Annotated in this window: 19 protein-coding genes; 12 read left to right on the top strand and 7 right to left on the bottom strand. The window is 43.7% G+C overall.

The features are described from left to right. Window positions 1-13: 13 nt before the first annotated feature. On the bottom strand, window positions 14-2,101 hold the full coding sequence (locus tag R3D00_03125; protein MEZ4772148.1) for a SpoIIE family protein phosphatase: 2,088 nt from the start codon (window positions 2,099-2,101) through the stop codon (window positions 14-16). Between the two features lie 58 nt (window positions 2,102-2,159). On the opposite strand from R3D00_03125, the gene R3D00_03120 reads away from it, so the two are divergent. Next, window positions 2,160-2,504: a Rieske (2Fe-2S) protein gene (locus R3D00_03120; protein ID MEZ4772147.1), complete on the top strand. Its 345-nt coding sequence runs from the start codon at window positions 2,160-2,162 to the stop codon at window positions 2,502-2,504. On the opposite strand, the gene R3D00_03115 is transcribed toward R3D00_03120, so the two are convergent. The 4 genes from R3D00_03115 to R3D00_03100 are packed head-to-tail and all read right to left on the bottom strand — an operon-like array spanning window position 2,497 to window position 6,270. Further along, window positions 2,497-3,270: a hypothetical protein gene (locus R3D00_03115; protein MEZ4772146.1), complete on the bottom strand. Its 774-nt coding sequence runs from the start codon at window positions 3,268-3,270 to the stop codon at window positions 2,497-2,499. The genes R3D00_03120 and R3D00_03115 overlap by 8 nt on opposite strands. A gap of 13 nt (window positions 3,271-3,283) precedes the next feature. Next, window positions 3,284-3,895, bottom strand: a complete 612-nt coding sequence (locus R3D00_03110) for a TIGR04282 family arsenosugar biosynthesis glycosyltransferase (protein MEZ4772145.1) — start codon at window positions 3,893-3,895, stop codon at window positions 3,284-3,286. 4 nt (window positions 3,896-3,899) lie between these two features. Then, a complete protein-coding gene (locus R3D00_03105) occupies window positions 3,900-4,625 on the bottom strand; it encodes a 3'-5' exonuclease (GenBank protein MEZ4772144.1) in 726 nt (241 codons plus the stop codon). A gap of 4 nt (window positions 4,626-4,629) precedes the next feature. After that, window positions 4,630-6,270 carry a S41 family peptidase gene (locus R3D00_03100; protein ID MEZ4772143.1) on the bottom strand — a complete coding sequence of 547 codons (1,641 nt, stop codon included), beginning with the start codon at window positions 6,268-6,270 and terminating at the stop codon, window positions 4,630-4,632. Between the two features lie 143 nt (window positions 6,271-6,413). On the opposite strand from R3D00_03100, the gene R3D00_03095 reads away from it, so the two are divergent. From R3D00_03095 to R3D00_03055, 9 genes are all read left to right on the top strand, one after another. Next, window positions 6,414-6,941 carry a hypothetical protein gene (locus tag R3D00_03095; protein MEZ4772142.1) on the top strand — a complete coding sequence of 176 codons (528 nt, stop codon included), beginning with the start codon at window positions 6,414-6,416 and terminating at the stop codon, window positions 6,939-6,941. Window positions 6,942-6,965: 24 nt separating this feature from the next. Continuing rightward, complete coding sequence (locus R3D00_03090; GenBank protein ID MEZ4772141.1) at window positions 6,966-7,628, top strand: outer membrane beta-barrel protein; 663 nt, start codon at window positions 6,966-6,968, stop codon at window positions 7,626-7,628. A gap of 59 nt (window positions 7,629-7,687) precedes the next feature. Further along, window positions 7,688-8,620, top strand: coding sequence for an outer membrane beta-barrel protein (locus R3D00_03085; protein MEZ4772140.1), 933 nt, complete (start codon window positions 7,688-7,690; stop codon window positions 8,618-8,620). Between the two features lie 301 nt (window positions 8,621-8,921). Further along, window positions 8,922-9,428: an RNA polymerase sigma factor gene (locus R3D00_03080; protein MEZ4772139.1), complete on the top strand. Its 507-nt coding sequence runs from the start codon at window positions 8,922-8,924 to the stop codon at window positions 9,426-9,428. Between the two features lie 17 nt (window positions 9,429-9,445). Next, window positions 9,446-10,285 (top strand): phytoene/squalene synthase family protein, encoded by an 840-nt coding sequence (locus tag R3D00_03075; protein ID MEZ4772138.1) that lies wholly within the window; start codon window positions 9,446-9,448, stop codon window positions 10,283-10,285. Between the two features lie 13 nt (window positions 10,286-10,298). Then, the gene (locus R3D00_03070) at window positions 10,299-11,012 is read left to right on the top strand and encodes a lycopene cyclase domain-containing protein (protein ID MEZ4772137.1); all 714 of its coding nucleotides are present in this window, start codon (window positions 10,299-10,301) and stop codon (window positions 11,010-11,012) included. A gap of 29 nt (window positions 11,013-11,041) precedes the next feature. Continuing rightward, a complete protein-coding gene (locus R3D00_03065; GenBank protein MEZ4772136.1) occupies window positions 11,042-11,887 on the top strand; it encodes a 4-hydroxy-3-methylbut-2-enyl diphosphate reductase in 846 nt (281 codons plus the stop codon). Further along, complete coding sequence (locus tag R3D00_03060; protein MEZ4772135.1) at window positions 11,880-12,575, top strand: fatty acid desaturase; 696 nt, start codon at window positions 11,880-11,882, stop codon at window positions 12,573-12,575. Before R3D00_03065 ends, R3D00_03060 begins: the two co-directional genes overlap by 8 nt. A 49-nt stretch (window positions 12,576-12,624) precedes the next feature. After that, complete coding sequence (locus tag R3D00_03055; GenBank protein ID MEZ4772134.1) at window positions 12,625-12,909, top strand: DUF721 domain-containing protein; 285 nt, start codon at window positions 12,625-12,627, stop codon at window positions 12,907-12,909. A 3-nt stretch (window positions 12,910-12,912) separates the two neighbouring features. On the opposite strand, the gene R3D00_03050 is transcribed toward R3D00_03055, so the two are convergent. Both R3D00_03050 and R3D00_03045 read right to left on the bottom strand, forming a co-directional pair. Next, window positions 12,913-13,626 (bottom strand): pyridoxine 5'-phosphate synthase, encoded by a 714-nt coding sequence (locus R3D00_03050; GenBank protein MEZ4772133.1) that lies wholly within the window; start codon window positions 13,624-13,626, stop codon window positions 12,913-12,915. 118 nt (window positions 13,627-13,744) lie between these two features. After that, complete coding sequence (locus R3D00_03045; protein ID MEZ4772132.1) at window positions 13,745-15,232, bottom strand: trypsin-like peptidase domain-containing protein; 1,488 nt, start codon at window positions 15,230-15,232, stop codon at window positions 13,745-13,747. Between the two features lie 247 nt (window positions 15,233-15,479). Between R3D00_03045 and R3D00_03040 the strand changes: the two genes are divergently transcribed. After that, complete coding sequence (locus tag R3D00_03040) at window positions 15,480-16,742, top strand: ABC transporter ATP-binding protein (protein ID MEZ4772131.1); 1,263 nt, start codon at window positions 15,480-15,482, stop codon at window positions 16,740-16,742. Window positions 16,743-16,747: 5 nt separating this feature from the next. Then, window positions 16,748-18,049 (top strand): hypothetical protein, encoded by a 1,302-nt coding sequence (locus tag R3D00_03035; GenBank protein MEZ4772130.1) that lies wholly within the window; start codon window positions 16,748-16,750, stop codon window positions 18,047-18,049.

Raw genomic sequence — 18,049 nt, 5'->3', positions numbered from 1 at the left:
AATTTGTAATGTTTTATCGGAACCTGATAATCAGGACTGTATAGTCATCATCAATGTTTGCCTGGGCAAATTCTTTTACTGAATTGACTATACTTGCGGCAACCTCTGCGGCGGCGGCTTTTTTATTTTTTTCGATTTCTGCCTGGAGCCGGTCATATCCATATTCTTCCCCTGCGGCGTTTCGGGCTTCCAGAATGCCATCTGTGTACAGCACCAGCATATCGCCGTATTTGTAGGAGATTTTCTGGGTTTCCTGCATAAACTTGCCAAAACTCATATCCCGCACAATACCCAACCCCAGGGTTCCTTCCCTAAGCATACGAATCTGATCGGCTGCCGAATCATAAAAAAATGCTGGGCAATGCCCGGCTCTGATCATTTCTATTTCACGATCCTGTGTATTAATCTCCAGATAGGTCAGGGTCATAAAAAAGCCTTTCTGCATACATTCAGAAATAGCCTGATTTGCAGTGGTTATAAATTGTCTTACACTAAGATCAAGGCGGGCCAGTGCGTGAAAAATCCCTTTGGTTTCGGCCATGTAAAATGCAGCCGTTGTTCCTTTTCCGGAAACATCGCCAATGGCAACTTTATAAATATGATCTTTAGGCTGAAGTACGTCAAAATAATCGCCTCCGACTTCTTGCGCATTTTCACTCATTGCGATAAATTCTATCGCTTCGGAGAAAGGGAGGTTACGGGGAAGTAGTTGTGTTTGCACTTCCTTGGCGATTTTCAGCTGTTCCTGATAACGTTCCAGCTCTATAGAATTGCGCACAAGTTTGGCATTTTCGAGCGCGATACCCGCCTGTTCTGCAAAAGATACGAGAGACTGAACGGTCACATCTTCAAAAGAATTGACAAGATCGTTGACCACATAAATAACGCCATAGGCCTGGCTATTGGAGATAATCGGTACCCCCAGCAGACAACGGTATCTGGACTCGCTTGTGCCGTTGGGCCGTCCGTAAGGTCTTACCAAAGATCTGCGCCAACGCGTATTGCGAATCAGGAGGTATTTGCGGTCTTGCAGAATCTTTTGCGTGAGGTCCACCGGCTGATGAATAATTTGGGTTTCCTGTACTGAAATGGTTTTACATATCCGCACCTCCGGGATTCCGGTATCATCCGATATCATTTCGATCCATCCCGCTTTGGCATTGGCAGCCATAACGCTTGCATCCAGCAATGTGTTCATAATATCGGCATGGTCCAGATTAGACTGAATCGCCTGATTGATCTTGCTAAAAGATGCGATTTCGAAACTTTGCATTTCGAATATGGAAGAAGTCGGCAGATTGAAGAAAAGAACCAATATAGAAAAGGAACTATAGACTACGGAAAACAGAATGATATACTGAAAAAACTGTGTATTGAGATATTCTCCGGAAGATATTCCCAGCTGGAACGGCAATCTTCTCGCAGCTACGATATAAGTAACTATGACGATCATTATCAGTCCAAAAAGACCGAGCGCCCTGAGTTTCTGATTAAAATTGAGGTAAGCGATCCAACGGACATTTGCAGACAATGCAAGCGTGATAAGTGAGATGGGTATGTAGGAAAATACCACGTACATGCCGAGAGAAAAATTCCCCCAATTGAAGGGAAACAACAAGGAAATATACAGAAACCCAAGAAATAGCCGCCAGGCGATCATTTTGCGGCGTGTTCGCGGATACAGAATAAACCGTCGGAAAATAAAAATAGCGGAGAGGAAAAATATTAGCAAGGCGTATAACCCCAACCCGAAAAACACTGGCCCGAGATATCTGTGAATGACCAGAGATTCTGTTACTTTATTGGCAAAGGTAATCAGCATGATTACCGTAATACCAATCATTCCTATCATAAACAACCGCCATAGCAGCGTGGTCACGTGCAGTTTTTCGATGTTGGCGAAAATGCGGCTGATAAAGATTGTATTGGAAAGAAGAAAACCGACCAGACTCATTTTAAACCAAAACCCACCTAGCAGCATGCCGGCTTTATCCTCAGGAAAAATCGTAATGATCTGCTGCATCAAATGAAATGTAACCAGAACCATCCAGAGCAGGATAGCCATGGTCAAAATAATTCCGTTGATGATACGTGGTCTCAATCTTTACAATTAAGCCCCAAAAGTAATAAAAAACCGACCGATTTCCCTATATTCATCCATGCCAAGATTTGAATGGTACCGGATTACCGATATTCCCGTAAAACCACTGACTGATGGTGAGGACACAGTTGTTACGCTAAGTAAAACAGCGGGAAAAAAAATCTGTCTTATCAGGCATAAAGGGAAAGTTTTTGCGATGAATGCCCGATGCCCCCACTCTGGAGGCCCGCTTAATGAGGGTATCGTCAACACACACGATCAGATTGTATGCCCCTGGCATCGGTTTGCTTTTGATCTCGATACCGGCAATTCTGAAAGTGGTGGTTACTTTGTGGAGACCTATGAAACAAAAATCGAAAACAGAGGTCTTTGGGTAAAATTAAAAAAAGGATTTTTTACTTAGGATAGCCCAGGATATACAGGTTGGTTACCTGTCCGGTACGGCTTTCGCCTACTTCCCAGTCGAAGGAATCACTCTTATCCAGGCGGGAAATCATGTCTTTCATTTCTGCAATTGAGTAGGTTCGCAAAACAGAAACCAGTCCATCCCACCAGACAAACAAGGGCACAAGCGGGATTAGATAAGTAAATATCAGCCGAAGGAAACTGAATGGCCGAAGAAAAGGCGTTACCAAAATTACATTTATGGGAGAGAAGAAAAACTGAATAAAGTGTTTTACGTCGCGCTTTTGGGCTTCGAATATGCCAATCGGCATACCACTATTGACTGCATTTTGCAGAATTTTTTGAGCATCTTCTGGCCGGAAGTGGTGAAAAGAGAGAAACTGCGTGCGTAAGCCTTTGAGACGGGCAGGCACATCGAGTGCATTTACACTGCTTTTTTCATAGGAGAAAAGGCCATTCCCTTCTGCGACAGTTTTTTCAAATGCAGGGATATTGGGATAATAGTCGGTAAGTACGATGTGCAGCGAAGGTATTTCTTTTTTCAGTTCAGGTGCCAACCTGAGCCAGGGGCCGCTTCCACCGGAAGCGAGGTCAATGACCGTCGTACCGCCACTATGGGTTAATCCTTTTTTTAGCAGCGGTATTATGCCACCGTAGAAATTAAATTTATTTACGACAAACTGCAGGAAGTCCGTCATATAATTTCTTATCAGGGAGGGAAACCAGGAAAGATCTTCAAATTCGAATAAGTGGAGTCGGGGCATAACAGGTCTATTATCAATTGATCAGATATTCTTCCAGAAAAGTGCCGGCAATATCCTCTTTGGTATCGATATCAGACAATTCGGGAAGAAGGAAATATGAGCGGTTTGCGACTTGCAAATCGTCAATAGAATCCTGAAGGACTGTATCAGTACTCCATTTTTTATTTTGAAAAATAGCAGGAAAAGGCCGGTTCATGCCCAGAAGATAATATCCCCCATCTTTAGCGGGGCCGATCACCGTGCTATAGGATTCCAGGTATTCGAATGCATCTGTCAGTTTCCTTTTGGAAAGGCCGGGACAATCACTGCCAATGATAACAATTTTACCATACCCCTGACGCCAGCCCCAGCGAAAGGCTTCCTGCATCCGGGCACCCAGATCCTTGCCATCCTGATTCATCCGTGTATAACCTTCTGCAGACCAAAGATCGGAGGGAGGAATATCATTGCCATAGAATATCACCTTTTCAGCATCAACCTTGAGGGTGATATCGAAAGTAAACTGCAGGAGTTTTTGATAGATTTCCAGCGCTTTTTGTTCTCCCAAACCTTCGGCAAGGCGGGTTTTGACCTGTCCGGGCACAGGATGTTTTACAAAAATCAGCAGCAGGCGGTTGTCGCTCATAGGATTAAACTTCAGGTGTAACAGGAATCAACGGCTGACGACTCATCCGAAGTAAAACCTGAGCAGTAGTCAGCACATCTTTTTCGCAATATATTTTAATCCTCTCGTAATCGCGATCATTCCAAAAAACGGATGCTACCTGGCTGCCGTCCATGTCATCTTTGGGAGAGGGGATTCCCAGCACAGCTGCCAGAAGGTCGAGGCTTGTATATGCTTTATAGTCCCCAAATTTCCACAATTCCATAGTATCGATAAAGCGGGTTTCCCATGGTTTTTTTCCCTGAACCCGCAATACATAGGGGATACTCAGTCCGTGAATCACAAACCTTCGCCCCAGGTAGGGGAAATCAAACTCTTTTCCATTGTGGGCACAGACGTTGCGCCCGTCCTTTACCGCGGTGTATTTGTCAAGCATCCGGCCAAAGTCCTGCAGAATGGCCAATTCGTCGGGGCCAAAGTAGGATTTCATGGTTACATGCGGTATCCCACCATCATCAAACTGAAGATATCCGCAGGAGATGCAGACAATTTTTCCAAACTCCGCATGAATCCCGGCCTTTTCTGCGAAAAGGTCGGCAGGAGTTTTTTCAGGATCATTTCGCTGATACAATAACGATTTTTTCTCCCATAAGGGCTGAAGCCTCTCCGGCAATTCCTGAAAAGTGGCTACCACAGGGACGGTCTCCACATCCAGAAATAAAATATTTTCCAGTTCCTGTTGACTAAACATCTGGCTATTTATTCACTACAAGTTTTCCGGTTTTTTCGAGTGTTTCGGCTACTGGAATCAGTTCAATAGCCTTTTGAATCACATTGTCTGTTTCATGCAGCACAGGAAAAAACGCGGGGTCATTATACAATCTGCGTCCAATATAAGCTTTTATGCGATTATCGATATAGGATTGGGAGCGCAGATAGTCCTCTTGTACAAATTTCACCCCCTTGCTTTCGGCAAAAGATGAGAAGTTTTTCACCAGTTCAGGTGTTACAGAGAAATTGGCAATGAATTTTTCGGGTGAATCAAACTTTTTATCGAGACGCCCCTGATTGTCCACATAATAAAATGAAAACTGTCGGAACATATCTTTGATCCGGAGGTCGGTGAAATACTTACTATTGCCAGTTGTATCATCAGCAACAAAAACGTCGGGGTAAATTCCGCCGCCGCCATAGACTGTGCGGCCGGACATGGTTTTATACTTTAGCGAGTCGGGAAACTGTATTTTGGATTCATCGAAGATTTCACCTGAAGCGAACCTGTCAGCGATATCATGTTCATAATCTTCGGTACTTTTATCATAAGGCTTTTGAATACAGCGACCTGAAGGCGTGTAATATTTGGAGATTACGATCCGAATGGCAGAACCGTCATCAAACTCTTCCTGAATCTGCACCAGCCCTTTACCAAATGACCGTACACCGACAATCAATCCGCGGTCATGATCCTGAACTGCACCGGATACAATCTCACTGGCAGAAGCTGAGCCATAATCAAGTAAAACAACCAGCGGGCCATTTTCAAACAAACCGGCAGAAGAGTTGGATTTGTATTCCTGCTGGCTTTGCCGGATTCTTCCTTCTGTGGAGACGATTAATTTTCCGGAGGAGAGAAATTCATCCGCCATTTTATAGGCCATCGTCATATATCCCCCCGGGTTTCCTCTCAGGTCGAGAATAAGGTTTTCCATTCCATCACTGCGGAGTTTTTGCAGCTCAGTTTTGAATTCAGAGAATGTAGTTTCTGCAAAACGCGTAACTCTGATATAGCCCGTTTTTTCGCGAATCATATAAGAATAATCCACGCTATTGAGCGGAATACGGTCTCTGACAATGTCAAAATCCAGCAGATCTTTATAACCTCTTCGCAGAATAGATACCTTTACAACAGATCCCTTCACCCCTTTCAGCCGTTTCATAACCTCAGTATTGGTAATGCCAATTCCGGCTACTGTTTCACCATCCACATTGATAATTCTGTCTCCCGCCATAATACCAAGTTTTTCACTTGGGCCGCCACTGATAGGGGTTTCTACATAAATCGTGTCGTCAACTACGTCAAACTGTACACCGATACCATCAAAACTGCCATCGAGCTGTTCCTGCATTTGTTTCATCTCTGTTGCAGGAATATAAAAGGAATGTGGGTCAAGCCCTTCCAGCAACCCACGGATAGCGTCATCCACGAGTTTGTTATGATCGGGCTCTTCAACATAATTATTTTCAATAAACAGGAAGGTTTGCTCCAGTTTTTTGAGACCAGAATCGATGCTGGCCAGGGAAGTACCTGGAGCATGATCTTTGATTTTAAACCCGGCAAGAAGGCCAATAATCACAAAAGCAAAGCCGAAAAGAGAATATTTGATAAGCTTATTCATACTACTAATGTACAGGAAATCTGCTGGATACAAAAGGCAAAAATTGCACTTACGGGTATGCGTATAAGATCAGGGAATTCTTTCTTGGAATTGTGTGCGCTTTTACAAATCTTTCGTTATATCGGGAAAAGATACGTTTGTATATGCGGCAGTTTTTTTTCAGCTTCACGATTCTCGTCTTATTAAGTGGATGTACAGGTTCTAAAAACCTGAAAGACAATGGTTTGAGTTACCTCAGGCTGGGAGACGCCATGCCTGATGCCGGAATAGTTAAACTGAAGGGACATGCCGTTCGCGATACGATGTTTCATCAGGAGGATTTTGTCTGGCGGGCTGCGGTCATCAAATATGGCGGGGGGCGTGTATATGTGGAAGAGGATTTTCTGGGAAATGGCAAGATCAACCGTATCAGAATTCAGACACCGGAGCTCCGGGTACAAAAAAAAATCAGTGTTGGTATGACTTTCGCAGAGCTTTTATCTATGGACGAGGATTGGGATGTTGCATGGCTGGAAGATTATCAACTACTGGATATTATTTCGATAGATCATCCATCGGTTCATTATCTTATCCGTGATAAAGGAAAACCCGAGGGATACTTTCTCAGGGAAAAGATTTTGTCCCAGGATATAACGCCTGAATCGCCCATTGTTGCAATTGTGATTATGTAACCCACTCAACACTTTATAACGGATATGAAAAATATCCCCTTACTATTTTTGGTTCTCCTATGCTCTTTTTATGCATCTGCACAGCGCAAATCGCCTGCGAATCCGCTACAGATAGGATTTGGTCTTTCAGGAATTGCGTATGTAGGTGATTTGTCCAGCACAGCAACGCAGTTTCAGCGTGTACATCCCGGTGGAAATTTATCACTTCAGCGGGCGAGTACAAACGCCCTGGATCTTCAGGCAAACGGGGGTTTTGGTAATTTTGTAGAACAAACGGAATCCTCAACCAGTACCCAGATCAATACATTTGTGGACACGCGTTTTGTATATGGGGATCTTCGGATAAGGTATCGGTTTATGGTACACAAAAAGTTTCAGCCATATCTTTCGGCGGGCGCGGGGGTTCTCGTATTCTCACCGAGAGATCAGGAAGGGAAATTTTTGATCCGCAACAAAGGCACCCGCAAAGATTCAGAAGAAAAATATAATACAGCTGTTCCCCAGCTACCTGTAGTCGGGGGTATATATATGAAAATCAACCAGATAGCTGGGTTGAGTTTTGATTATACATATAGGTTTACTCCTACTGACTATCTCGACAATATCAGTCAGCTGGGTAAAAGACGTGGTTTTGATGCCCTCCATGCCTTACAGCTTAGTGTGTACTTTATCATGGCAAACCCGTAAGGAAATACCCGAATTTGGGGTGGTAATATCACGGGTGAATGCGTAGATTGTAGGTGATCATGAAAATTTTTGTATCCATTTGCCTCGTTATTCTGTTTCTGCCTGTGATTTCTATGGCTCAACCGGCAAGTCCTCCCTTGCGATTGGGGTTGGGTTTTTCGGGGTATTCTTATCTCGGTGATCTGGTAGAGCAGGCACCACGTGTCCTTCGCAGTTATCCCGGAGCCAGTCTTTCATTGCAGTTTGACGGGCAAAAACGCATTCAAATGCAAATGAATGCAGGGTTTGGGAGTTTTACTGAACAGAATGACCTTGTAAGAACCAATCCGATAACAGAGGTAATTCCCAATGATTTTGTACAAACCTCTTTTTTTTATACAGATTTACGCCTGCAGGTTAAGTTATTGCGCCAATCGCCTGTACGGCCATATCTCAGTATGGGGGCAGGGTTAATATTTTTTAATCCCAGAGATGCCTCCGGGAATTTTCTCGGTGAGAATATTTATACGCGGCTGGATAATGAAAATTATTCTACTATTATCGCAGGCTTCCCTGCCACTGCCGGTTTGGAAGCCCGAATGAGCAAACAGCTGGGAATATCACTTGAATATACGTACCGTTTTACTACTTCCGATTATCTGGATAATATCGGGAAACTGGGAACAAAAAAAGGAAATGATGCGATCCAGGCAGTACAGTTAAGTGTGCTGATTTCCCTAAATCCTGCCCCTGTACCAGCTCCGGCTCATCCGAATAATACAAAAATCGAGGAAACTCCCTTACTGACACTTTCCCCTATTCTTATACCGCCATCCAACGAGGAACTATTTCATTTACCTTCACAATTGACGAAAATCGAGCCGCCCCGGCCGGATGCGTACGAGCAATTGCAAAATTTTATCCGCACAGATCTGATCATTATCATTGACTCGCTGCAGATACTTCCCACCAAACCGGCGATAAACCATAGTGTTGGTGTAAACCATAAATAGAGTTTTGTGCCACTACCGTTTAACAAAAACAAATAAACAGTAAACAAATAGTTACCATCTTTACAGGAATAACACCCCCTGTTTATATGGTTTCATGATGTGCAATGCGCTAAAATAGACTATTTCCAATAAAACAAACAGGGAAAATACAAATCGAAGCATAGTTAAACGAAAAACAAAGACCTTGGGTTTCAATAATATTTTGTTTAATATTTATTGAAAAACGTTAGACAAAAAATTTGGAATTGACACCTCCCCCACATATCTTTGTTTCATCCTTCCGGTCTTAAACATCATAACTATGACTCAGATAGAATTTCAATCAGCAGTTGTGAATCTGCGGCCCAGTCTGCTACCGATCGCATATAAATTTACCCGCAACGAAGAAGATGCCCTGGATCTTCTTCAGGAAACTTTATTAAAGGCCTTTGATAATAAAGATAAATTTCGCGACGGTACGAATCTGAAGGCATGGTTGTACACAATCATGCGCAACACATTCATCACCCACTACCACAGGTTGATCAAACGCAATACATTTACGGATCCAACAGAAGACCAGCATTTTCTCAACTCATTTTCCCGGAGTGTAGGAAACAATGCTTTTACTTCTTTGGCGATGGAAGAAATCGGTGATGCAGTTTCTGCCTTATCCTATGTTTATAAAACCCCTTTTATGATGTATTATCAGGGGTATAAGTACCATGAGATTGCAGAAATACTGAATATTCCAATTGGTACCGTGAAAAATAGGATTCATATAGCGAGAAAACAACTGAAAAAACAGTTAAGTTCGCTTGTAGGCTGACACTAAATCTCCCAACTATGCAACTTCAACTATATCAGGATACTTGTCTCGCTTGTAGTCAGGTCATCACCAACAGTTACAGCACCTCATTTAGTTTAGGGATCAAAACCTTGGGTAAGCGGTTTCGCAACCCGGTATATGCGATCTATGGATTTGTGCGGTATGCAGATGAAATTGTGGACACTTTCCATGACTTTGACAAGAAAAAACTTCTTTCCCGATTCAAAGAAGATACAAAAGTAGCGATTCAGGAAGGAATCAGCCTCAATCCGGTGCTCCAGGCTTTTCAAATGGTCGTCAGGCAGTATAAGATTGAACAGGAACTGATCGACGCATTTCTTCACAGCATGGAAATGGATCTGTACGAAGACTCTTACAATCAATCTGGTTACGAGACGTACATCTATGGTTCAGCAGAAGTAGTAGGCCTGATGTGTCTCAGGGTCTTTTGTGAGGGCGACGATGCGATGTACAATCATTTGAAAGAACCTGCCCGTAGTCTGGGAAAGGCATTTCAGAAAGTAAACTTTCTCCGGGACATGAAAAGTGACTATTTCGATAGAGGGAGAGTATATTTTCCGGGAGTTGATTTTCAAGAATTTAGCCATACTTCGAAAAAAGAGATAGAAGCTGATATCAGTGCAGATTTTGCGCATGCCTATACGGGCATTATTCAATTACCAGATGGTGCGCGGCGTGGGGTCTTCCTGGCTTACCGATATTACCTTCAGCTATTCAGGAAGATTACAAAAGTTTCTGCTTCACGTATTTTGAAAGAGCGGATTCGTGTACCCGACAACCAAAAGTTTGCTATCTGGGTTAGTACTTATTTTCAAGACCAGTTGAATTTTATATGAACCCTGCGACTCTATGACCCTAACTTATCTGCTGTTGAATATTGGCACTATCGGATCTACGCTGGCATTATCTTTCGATAAAAAAGTTGCGTTTTTCCGGCAATGGCACGCGCTTTTTCCCGCCATTGCGATTGTTGGGGTTTTGTTTATCGTATGGGATGTTTGGTTTACCCAAATGGGTGTATGGTCCTTCAACGAAGCATACACGGTGGGACTTCATCTGGCGGGGTTGCCAGCCGAAGAGTGGATGTTTTTTATCACCGTGCCTTATGCCTGTGTATTTATTTATGCCTGCCTGAAAGTCTATATGAAAACAGATATATCCGGGCGAGTCAGCACCCTCATTTCTTATATGATCATGGGTATTTCGCTTCTGATCGGAATTATTCATATAGATAAATGGTACACAGCCATGACATTTTTGACACTGGCAATCCTTATGGCTATAAACATTTGGATAATAAAACCGTCTTATATTGGAAGATTTTTCGTAAGTTATATGATAACACTGATTCCCTTTCTGATTGTCAATGGGATACTTACTGCACTGCCTGTAGTCATTTACAATGATATGGAGAATCTAAGTATCAGACTGGGGACTATTCCAATAGAAGATACCGGATATGGTTTTATTCTTCAACTGGCCAATGTAAATATATTTGAATATATACTTTCAAGGTCCACTACAAGTACCCAATTACTTACAAATTCTAACATTTCAGATTAGCTGATTGCCTATTGTAATCGTTGCACGATATGTACAATCTAAAGGTAACCATAGACCCTCGGTCGGGTTTTTGTTTTGGTGTAGTTTACGCCATTGAAATGGCTGAGGAGATTCTTGACAGAGAAGGCCTCCTATATTGCCTGGGCGATATTGTCCATAATGATATGGAAGTAGAACGGCTCAAAGCCAAAGGGCTCGTGATTATTTGCTATGAGCAGTTTCTTGCTTTGAAAAATGCAAAAGTCCTGATCCGCGCACATGGAGAGCCTCCCGAAACATACCGGATTGCGCTGGAAAATAATATCGAACTGATCGATGCGTCCTGCCCGGTTGTGTTAAAGCTTCAAAACCGCATTCATCATTCGTACAGCGACGGGGAAAATATTCTGATCTATGGCAAAAAAGATCATGCAGAAGTTATCGGTCTCCAGGGTCAAACCCAGGGAAATGCAATTGTATTTCAGGATATCGCAGAGCTGGATTTCGCTTCTATGCCACGCCAGGTGACCTTGTACAGCCAGACTACTAAAAACAAAAATACTTTTTACGATATTTCCCGTCGCCTGAGTGAAGCAGGTTTGCAGGTGAAAGTACACGATACTATTTGCCGCCAGGTCTCAAACCGGGATGACGAATTGCGCGAATTTTCTATTGAGCATGATCATATTGTGTTTGTAGCGGGCAAAAAGTCTTCCAATGGGAAAATGCTCTATCAGGTTTGCAAAGAAGTAAACCAGAATACTTATTTTGTTTCCAGCCCTGAGGAAATAAGTATGGATTGGTTTGGGCCGCATGACTCGGTAGGAATCTGTGGCGCGACGAGCACTCCTCAATGGCTCATGGATGACGTAAGAAAAGTACTCCAGAATGCGTGAGATAAGGAAATCCAGCAGTTATACCGGGATTGCAGTAGCGATTTTTTTAATTCTGCTATGGGCATCTTCCCTGACGGTATTATTCAGTGTGGAAGTGTCTTTTTCCAATCCACTGACCTGGCTGGGTATTCTTTTACAGACACATCTTTTTACGGGAATGTTTATTACGGCACACGATGCCATGCACGGGTCTGTTTACCCCAAAAATATAAAGGTAAACCACCTGATAGGAAAAATATGCACCGCGCTTTTTATGTTTAATTCCTATAAAACGCTCAAACCCAAACATTACCTCCACCATAGATTTGCAGGAACAGAAAAAGATCCCGATTTCCATAAAGGAAACCCGGGATTCTGGCGTTGGTATCTCGATTTTCTCAAGGAGTATATTTCAGTAAAACAATTTGTGCTCGTTGCCATTGTGTTTAATCTGCTTTTGCTGATTGTGCCGCAGACCAACCTTTTGCTTTTTTGGGTCATCCCCTCTATCCTTAGCACGCTTCAATTGTTTTATTTTGGCACTTATATGCCTCATATGGGAGAACATGCACCCGACAACCGGCACAAGGCCCACTCCCAATCCAAAAATCATATGGTAGCATTTCTCACCTGCTATTTTTTTGGTTATCACTACGAACATCACGACGCCCCGGCTACACCATGGTGGCAATTGTGGAGAATGAAGTAAAACTCATTGAAAAAGTTTGTATCTTTAACTTCTACAGAACCACATTTGCATGAAGCCATATTTGAGCCTTGGGGAAGCCATTCAGGCATTTCTGGATAAACACGGACTCCGCGATGAGGCCTCTATTCAGGCCGTGATTCAGGAGTGGGACAAACTTATGGGCGCACCGATCGCCAGCAATACCGAGAAGATATGGTTTTCCAAAGGGACGCTTTATGTAAAGATGAAATCCCCTGTCTGGAAAAATGAGCTTCAGCTTGCGCGAACCAAAATCCGCGATATGGTCAATGCCCGCATCAAACGCAAGCTCATCGAAGATGTAAAAATAGTCTGACATTTACATCAGACAGGCTTTGTACTTATTGATTGTCTCTTTCAGACCAAAGTATAAAGCATCTGAGACGAGGGCATGCCCGATAGACACTTCCTTCAGCGAAGGAATATTTTGGGCAAACCAGCGAAGGTTATCGAGGTTCAGATCATGCCCGGCATTGACTTCCATTCCCAGTTCGTGAGCAAAGGCTGCCGCCCGGGCATAAGGCTCGACCGCAGCGCGGTTTCCCAGTGCAAATTGTGAAGCATATTCTTCCGTGTATAGTTCTATCCGGTTTGTACCGATTTCACGGGCAGCTTCAATGTGGTCAAGATTGGTATCAATAAAAATGGAGGTTCTGATACCTGCTGCCTGAAGCCTCAGGATTACGTCCAGCAAAAAATATTTATGCCCGATGGTATTCCACCCTGCATTGGAGGTCAGCGCCTCTGGCGGGTCGGGAACCAGCGTACATTGAGCGGGTTTTACCATTTCCACCATCCTCAGGAAATCTTCAGACGGATAGCCCTCTACATTTAGTTCGACATTAAGGATCGCTTTCAGGTCGAAGACATCCTGTTTGCGGGCATGGCGTTCGTCGGGTCGTGGATGCAGGGTAATACCGTTTGCACCAAAAAACACACAATCTCTGGCGACCTTCATCAGATCGGGGAGATTTTTGCCGCGGGAGTTACGGATTAACGCTACTTTATTGAGATTTACACTGAGGTGTACCATGGTTTTCCTGTTGTATCATTTGAATGTGCGAGTTTAAATCTGCGTTGGGGAAATTCCAAAATAAATCCGGCGGATCATTGCTGGTCCGCCGGAACAATTCATTATATGATTTCCATATCTACCAGCTAAAACTATAAGAAGCAATCATGCCCTTACTATAAAGCCCCTTAATGGTCACATAGTCGCCTGACTCATCCAAAGCAGCTTCGAGATCTTCAATAGACTGAATTTTTCTGCCGTCCACTTCTGTGATAACAAAACCCTGCTGAATGCCCCCTTTGGCCATTTTTTCTCCGGCTTTATCTACCATGACCCCTGCATTCACATCAAATTTGCGATATTCTGATTCGGAAAGCAGGCGAAACTGGCTGCCTTTGATTTCAGTGGTAGCGCGAAGATGATCAGAGGTAAGTAAAGAGCTGCTGAGCGATTTGAGCGGAACGATAAATTGTTTTTCTTCTTTACCGCGATACGCCAGTACCCGAATTTTGTCTCCAGGACGGAAGCGAGACACCTGCTCCTGCAATTCGGAGGAGCTGCTTACGGGGACGCCATTGATTGATACAATCACATCTCCTTCGCGAATACCCGCTTCGGCGGCCCCAAGTTCTTCATTGACATCGCTTACATAAGCACCTTTAAAAATAGTGAGGCCCTGCTGTTTGGCCAGGGTTGCATCAACGGGGCGGATAGAAACACCGAGGAAACCGCGGCGAACCTCCCCAAACGCGAGCAAGTCTTCCATTACTTTACGGGCAATGGTAGCGGGAATGGCAAAAGAATACCCGGAATAATAGCCGGTACGGGAAGCGATTGCCGTATTGATACCAATAAGTTTTCCATTGACATCTACGAGTGCGCCCCCACTGTTACCTTTATTGACCGCAGCGTCTGTCTGGATAAATGATTCTATGGCAAATTCAGAATCAGCGTGGAGGAGATTGATATTGCGGCCTTTTGCGCTGACGATACCCGCAGTCACCGTGCTGGTGAGATCCATGGGGTTGCCGACGGCAAGCACCCACTGGCCTACTTTGATATTGTCTGAATTTCCAAATGTGAGATGCGGGAGATCTTCCCCTTCAATTTTCAGCAATGCCAGATCAGTAGTTACATCTGTCCCAATCACTTTTGCAGTAAAGGACTGATTGTCAAACAACACCACTTCCACTTCATCGGCATCCTGAATCACGTGGTTGTTGGTCGCAACATATCCATCGGGAGAAATGAGCACCCCTGAGCCGGAAGCCATTCCCTGAGGAGTTTCCAGCATATCTTCGTCAAAAAATTCGCGGAAGGGGTTGCTGAAAAAATCACCTTCTTTGGCACTTTTTTTACCGGCGTAGCGTGATTTGATATGCACCACTGCCGGGCGGGCAATTTCAGATGCATCTACGAAGTCCGGATAATCATTTTCTGCTGAGGCTGATTTTGCAGGAGGAATATCTTCCGTGTATTTGGAAAAGGAAGTGGGCAGCGGCTCTTGTGGCAGATACATATAGGTGGGCTTTTCAAAATACGTAGCGTATATGAAAGCACCCATCCCGGAACTGATCAATGCAATAAGCGACGCACCGAGGAATAAACCAATACTCTTTTTCACCATATCACATTTGGGTATTAATATGCAAAAGGCTGCGGAATAACTGAGTTAAACGTAAGTTACAAAAAATGAGTTATCAGAAATAAGAAAGGTACCGCCAACCTTAGAATATCTTAAGTTAAAAACCTATAGCCAAAGGAACAAATCAATTTATTGTATTGAATCTTTCATGAGGATTTTTTCGTAACTTTCAGATATAACTCCCGTGAATAAACGTCATTTTTTCAGGAAACGATAATCTCCTTCGCGAATGAACAAACTCACTGCCGTACAAAGGTTTGATGAAATCCGTACACTGGCAAAAGATTACGATCTCAGCCGCCTTTCACGGCGCATTCTCGACTTCCTTGCTGATTTTCCACTGACCTCTGAGATCCAACGGGATGCAATCTCTTTCCGGGCCGCATACAATGCTTTTTCCATTTTGGAGAAAGCAGACCAGACGGAAGAAAAGTTTTATATCCTCGCAGAGCGCGGACAGCAGGTTCTGGAAAAAATTTCTGCACTTATTCCCGCAACCCCTGTCACCGATTTTATACCCGAAATTCCTTTGAAGGGTGAGGTTCAGCTTCGCGACAACAGCACCGTCTTCGAAGGCAAAGGGATGACAAAGTCGTTTTATTCTGCAAAATACACCTTTCAGTTGCCACCCATTGATCTCCAGTTGCGCCTGGGCGAAATCACAGGAGTAGTTGGCGAAAACGGAAACGGGAAAACCACCCTGCTCCGCATGGTAGCAGGCGACCTGGAAGCGACCGGGGGTAAGCTAAATTATCCGCACTTCCGGGTGCAGGCCGGAGACTGGTACAAGATCAAACAGAATATCGCCTTTATTACCCAGCAACTTCCCGTATGGCAGGGGTTATTGAAGGAAAATCTCCACTTTACAGCAGCAATCCACGGATTAAAAGGGCAGGAAAATGAAGACAGGGTGGACTTTATTATTCACCGGCTAGGCCTTACCCGCTATGAAGATGCCCGGTGGAGTGAAATCTCCAGTGGTTATAAACTTCGTTTTGAACTGGCGCGCGCCCTTGTATGGAATCCCGGACTGCTCATCATCGATGAGCCTCTGGCAAATCTGGACATCAATACACAACAGGTTTTTCTTCAAGATCTTCGCTACCTGGCAGACTCCACCCAATACCCGGTATCCATTCTACTCAGCTCACAACATCTGCACGAAGTAGAAAGTATCGCTGATAATATCATTTTCATCAAAAACGGTGAAACCCTCTACAACGGAAAAATGAAGGAATTTGGGCAGGACCGAACGCAAAATCTCTACGAAATCAGCACACCGATGTCCAAATACGAACTCTCCCTCCGATTATCCGACATCCCCGATATTGAAGTTGAGGACATCGGCCAGCATATCATTTTCCATACACCTTTGACAATTGACGCAAACGCGCTACTGGCAGAACTGGTGAAAAAAGGCGTTCCAGTGGATTATTTCCGCAATATCAGTACATCTACGCTCAAACTCTTTCGTGAAAGACATAATTCGTAATCATCATGCTACGTAAATTCGATTCGTTTATCCCTCCCTTTCTCCGTCAACTGGATCATCAACTGCTGACAAACCGCCCGGGACTCTGGGCGACCAAAATTCATTATATCCTCTATTTCTTCACGATCGGGGCCGGACTTCTATTTTTACAGGGTTTTACCCGGAATATCAGTCTCCAGGATGTGCCGAGTCCGGATATTAATACCATGCTGCTTGTGATTCCTGCCACTATTGCCTTTTTATTTTGGGCATACCGGGTTTCACTGTTTCAGGTGGAAAGAACATTTGGTATCCCGGGTAAAGGAAAAATCCGCGATCAGTTTATTTATGCCGCGGTGATACTTGCGTTGGGTTTTACGCCCGTGATTTACGGCCATTTGCTCAACCATAAGATCAAACAGCAAATTTCGGAAGAACAATTAATCAGTGATATCAACACTCTGAATATCGGGGAAAACCTGTTCATTACAGATCCTTATATTTTTGAGAATACCGGTGCGCAAAAAGGATTTTCAGAAGAAATCATCAATATCGGCTACAACCGGTATTCTCACTACTCCTATTATCCGGTTAGCTTGCTTCGCGAAACTGAGATTAACAACATTCTGAATCAAACACTTTCTGAGCCGGAGATGCTTCGAATCATCAGCAACTTTATAGAAGTTTTTAATAAATACACTCGCGAAAAAATTGATTTAAGTCCGGAGGAAATTCTCGCCCGGTATCAGCAGAAAAAATTTGACGATTTCCGTCAAAATCGCTTTGAGACCGCGAAATACGAAGTAACCACCAACCTAGAGCGTTTACAGCGTGCCTGGGGCGGAAAGTTTGAAATTTCAAATCATAACTTTGGCCATTTTTATCTTTTTGCGCTCGTAATAATCTGGATGGCATTTCAGGTGTTTCTGAGTACAAGCTGGAAGATATTCGCAGGTTCAGCGATAACGGGTATTATATCGATTATTCTCATATCCATTTCCTTCAATACCATCCGCTATCTGTTTAATGTGTATGATGATAGTCTGATCGGAATGATCGTCATTGTAGCATTTACATTTTTCACCTATCAGGCGTTTCGCCGTAAACAAACAGAAAGGATGATTGCATGGAAATCCGTTGCTTTGTCTGTTATTACGATGACTACGCTGATTATGCCGTTTATCATCACTTCTTCCTTTAGCCATTCTATGAATGACGAGACGGCGATTCTGCTGTTTTATACAGGCTCAGTGATGGGAATTATTTTGTGGAATAGTAGTTACAAACCTCGTTTTTCCAAACTGGCTGCCTTCCCACGGGAAAATTGA

This window comes from Bacteroidia bacterium (assembly GCA_041391665.1).
Lineage (GTDB): Bacteria > Bacteroidota > Bacteroidia > J057 > J057 > JAGQVA01.
The sequence above is the reverse complement of the archived record's forward strand: the minus strand, read 5'-3'. Positions and strand labels throughout refer to the sequence as shown.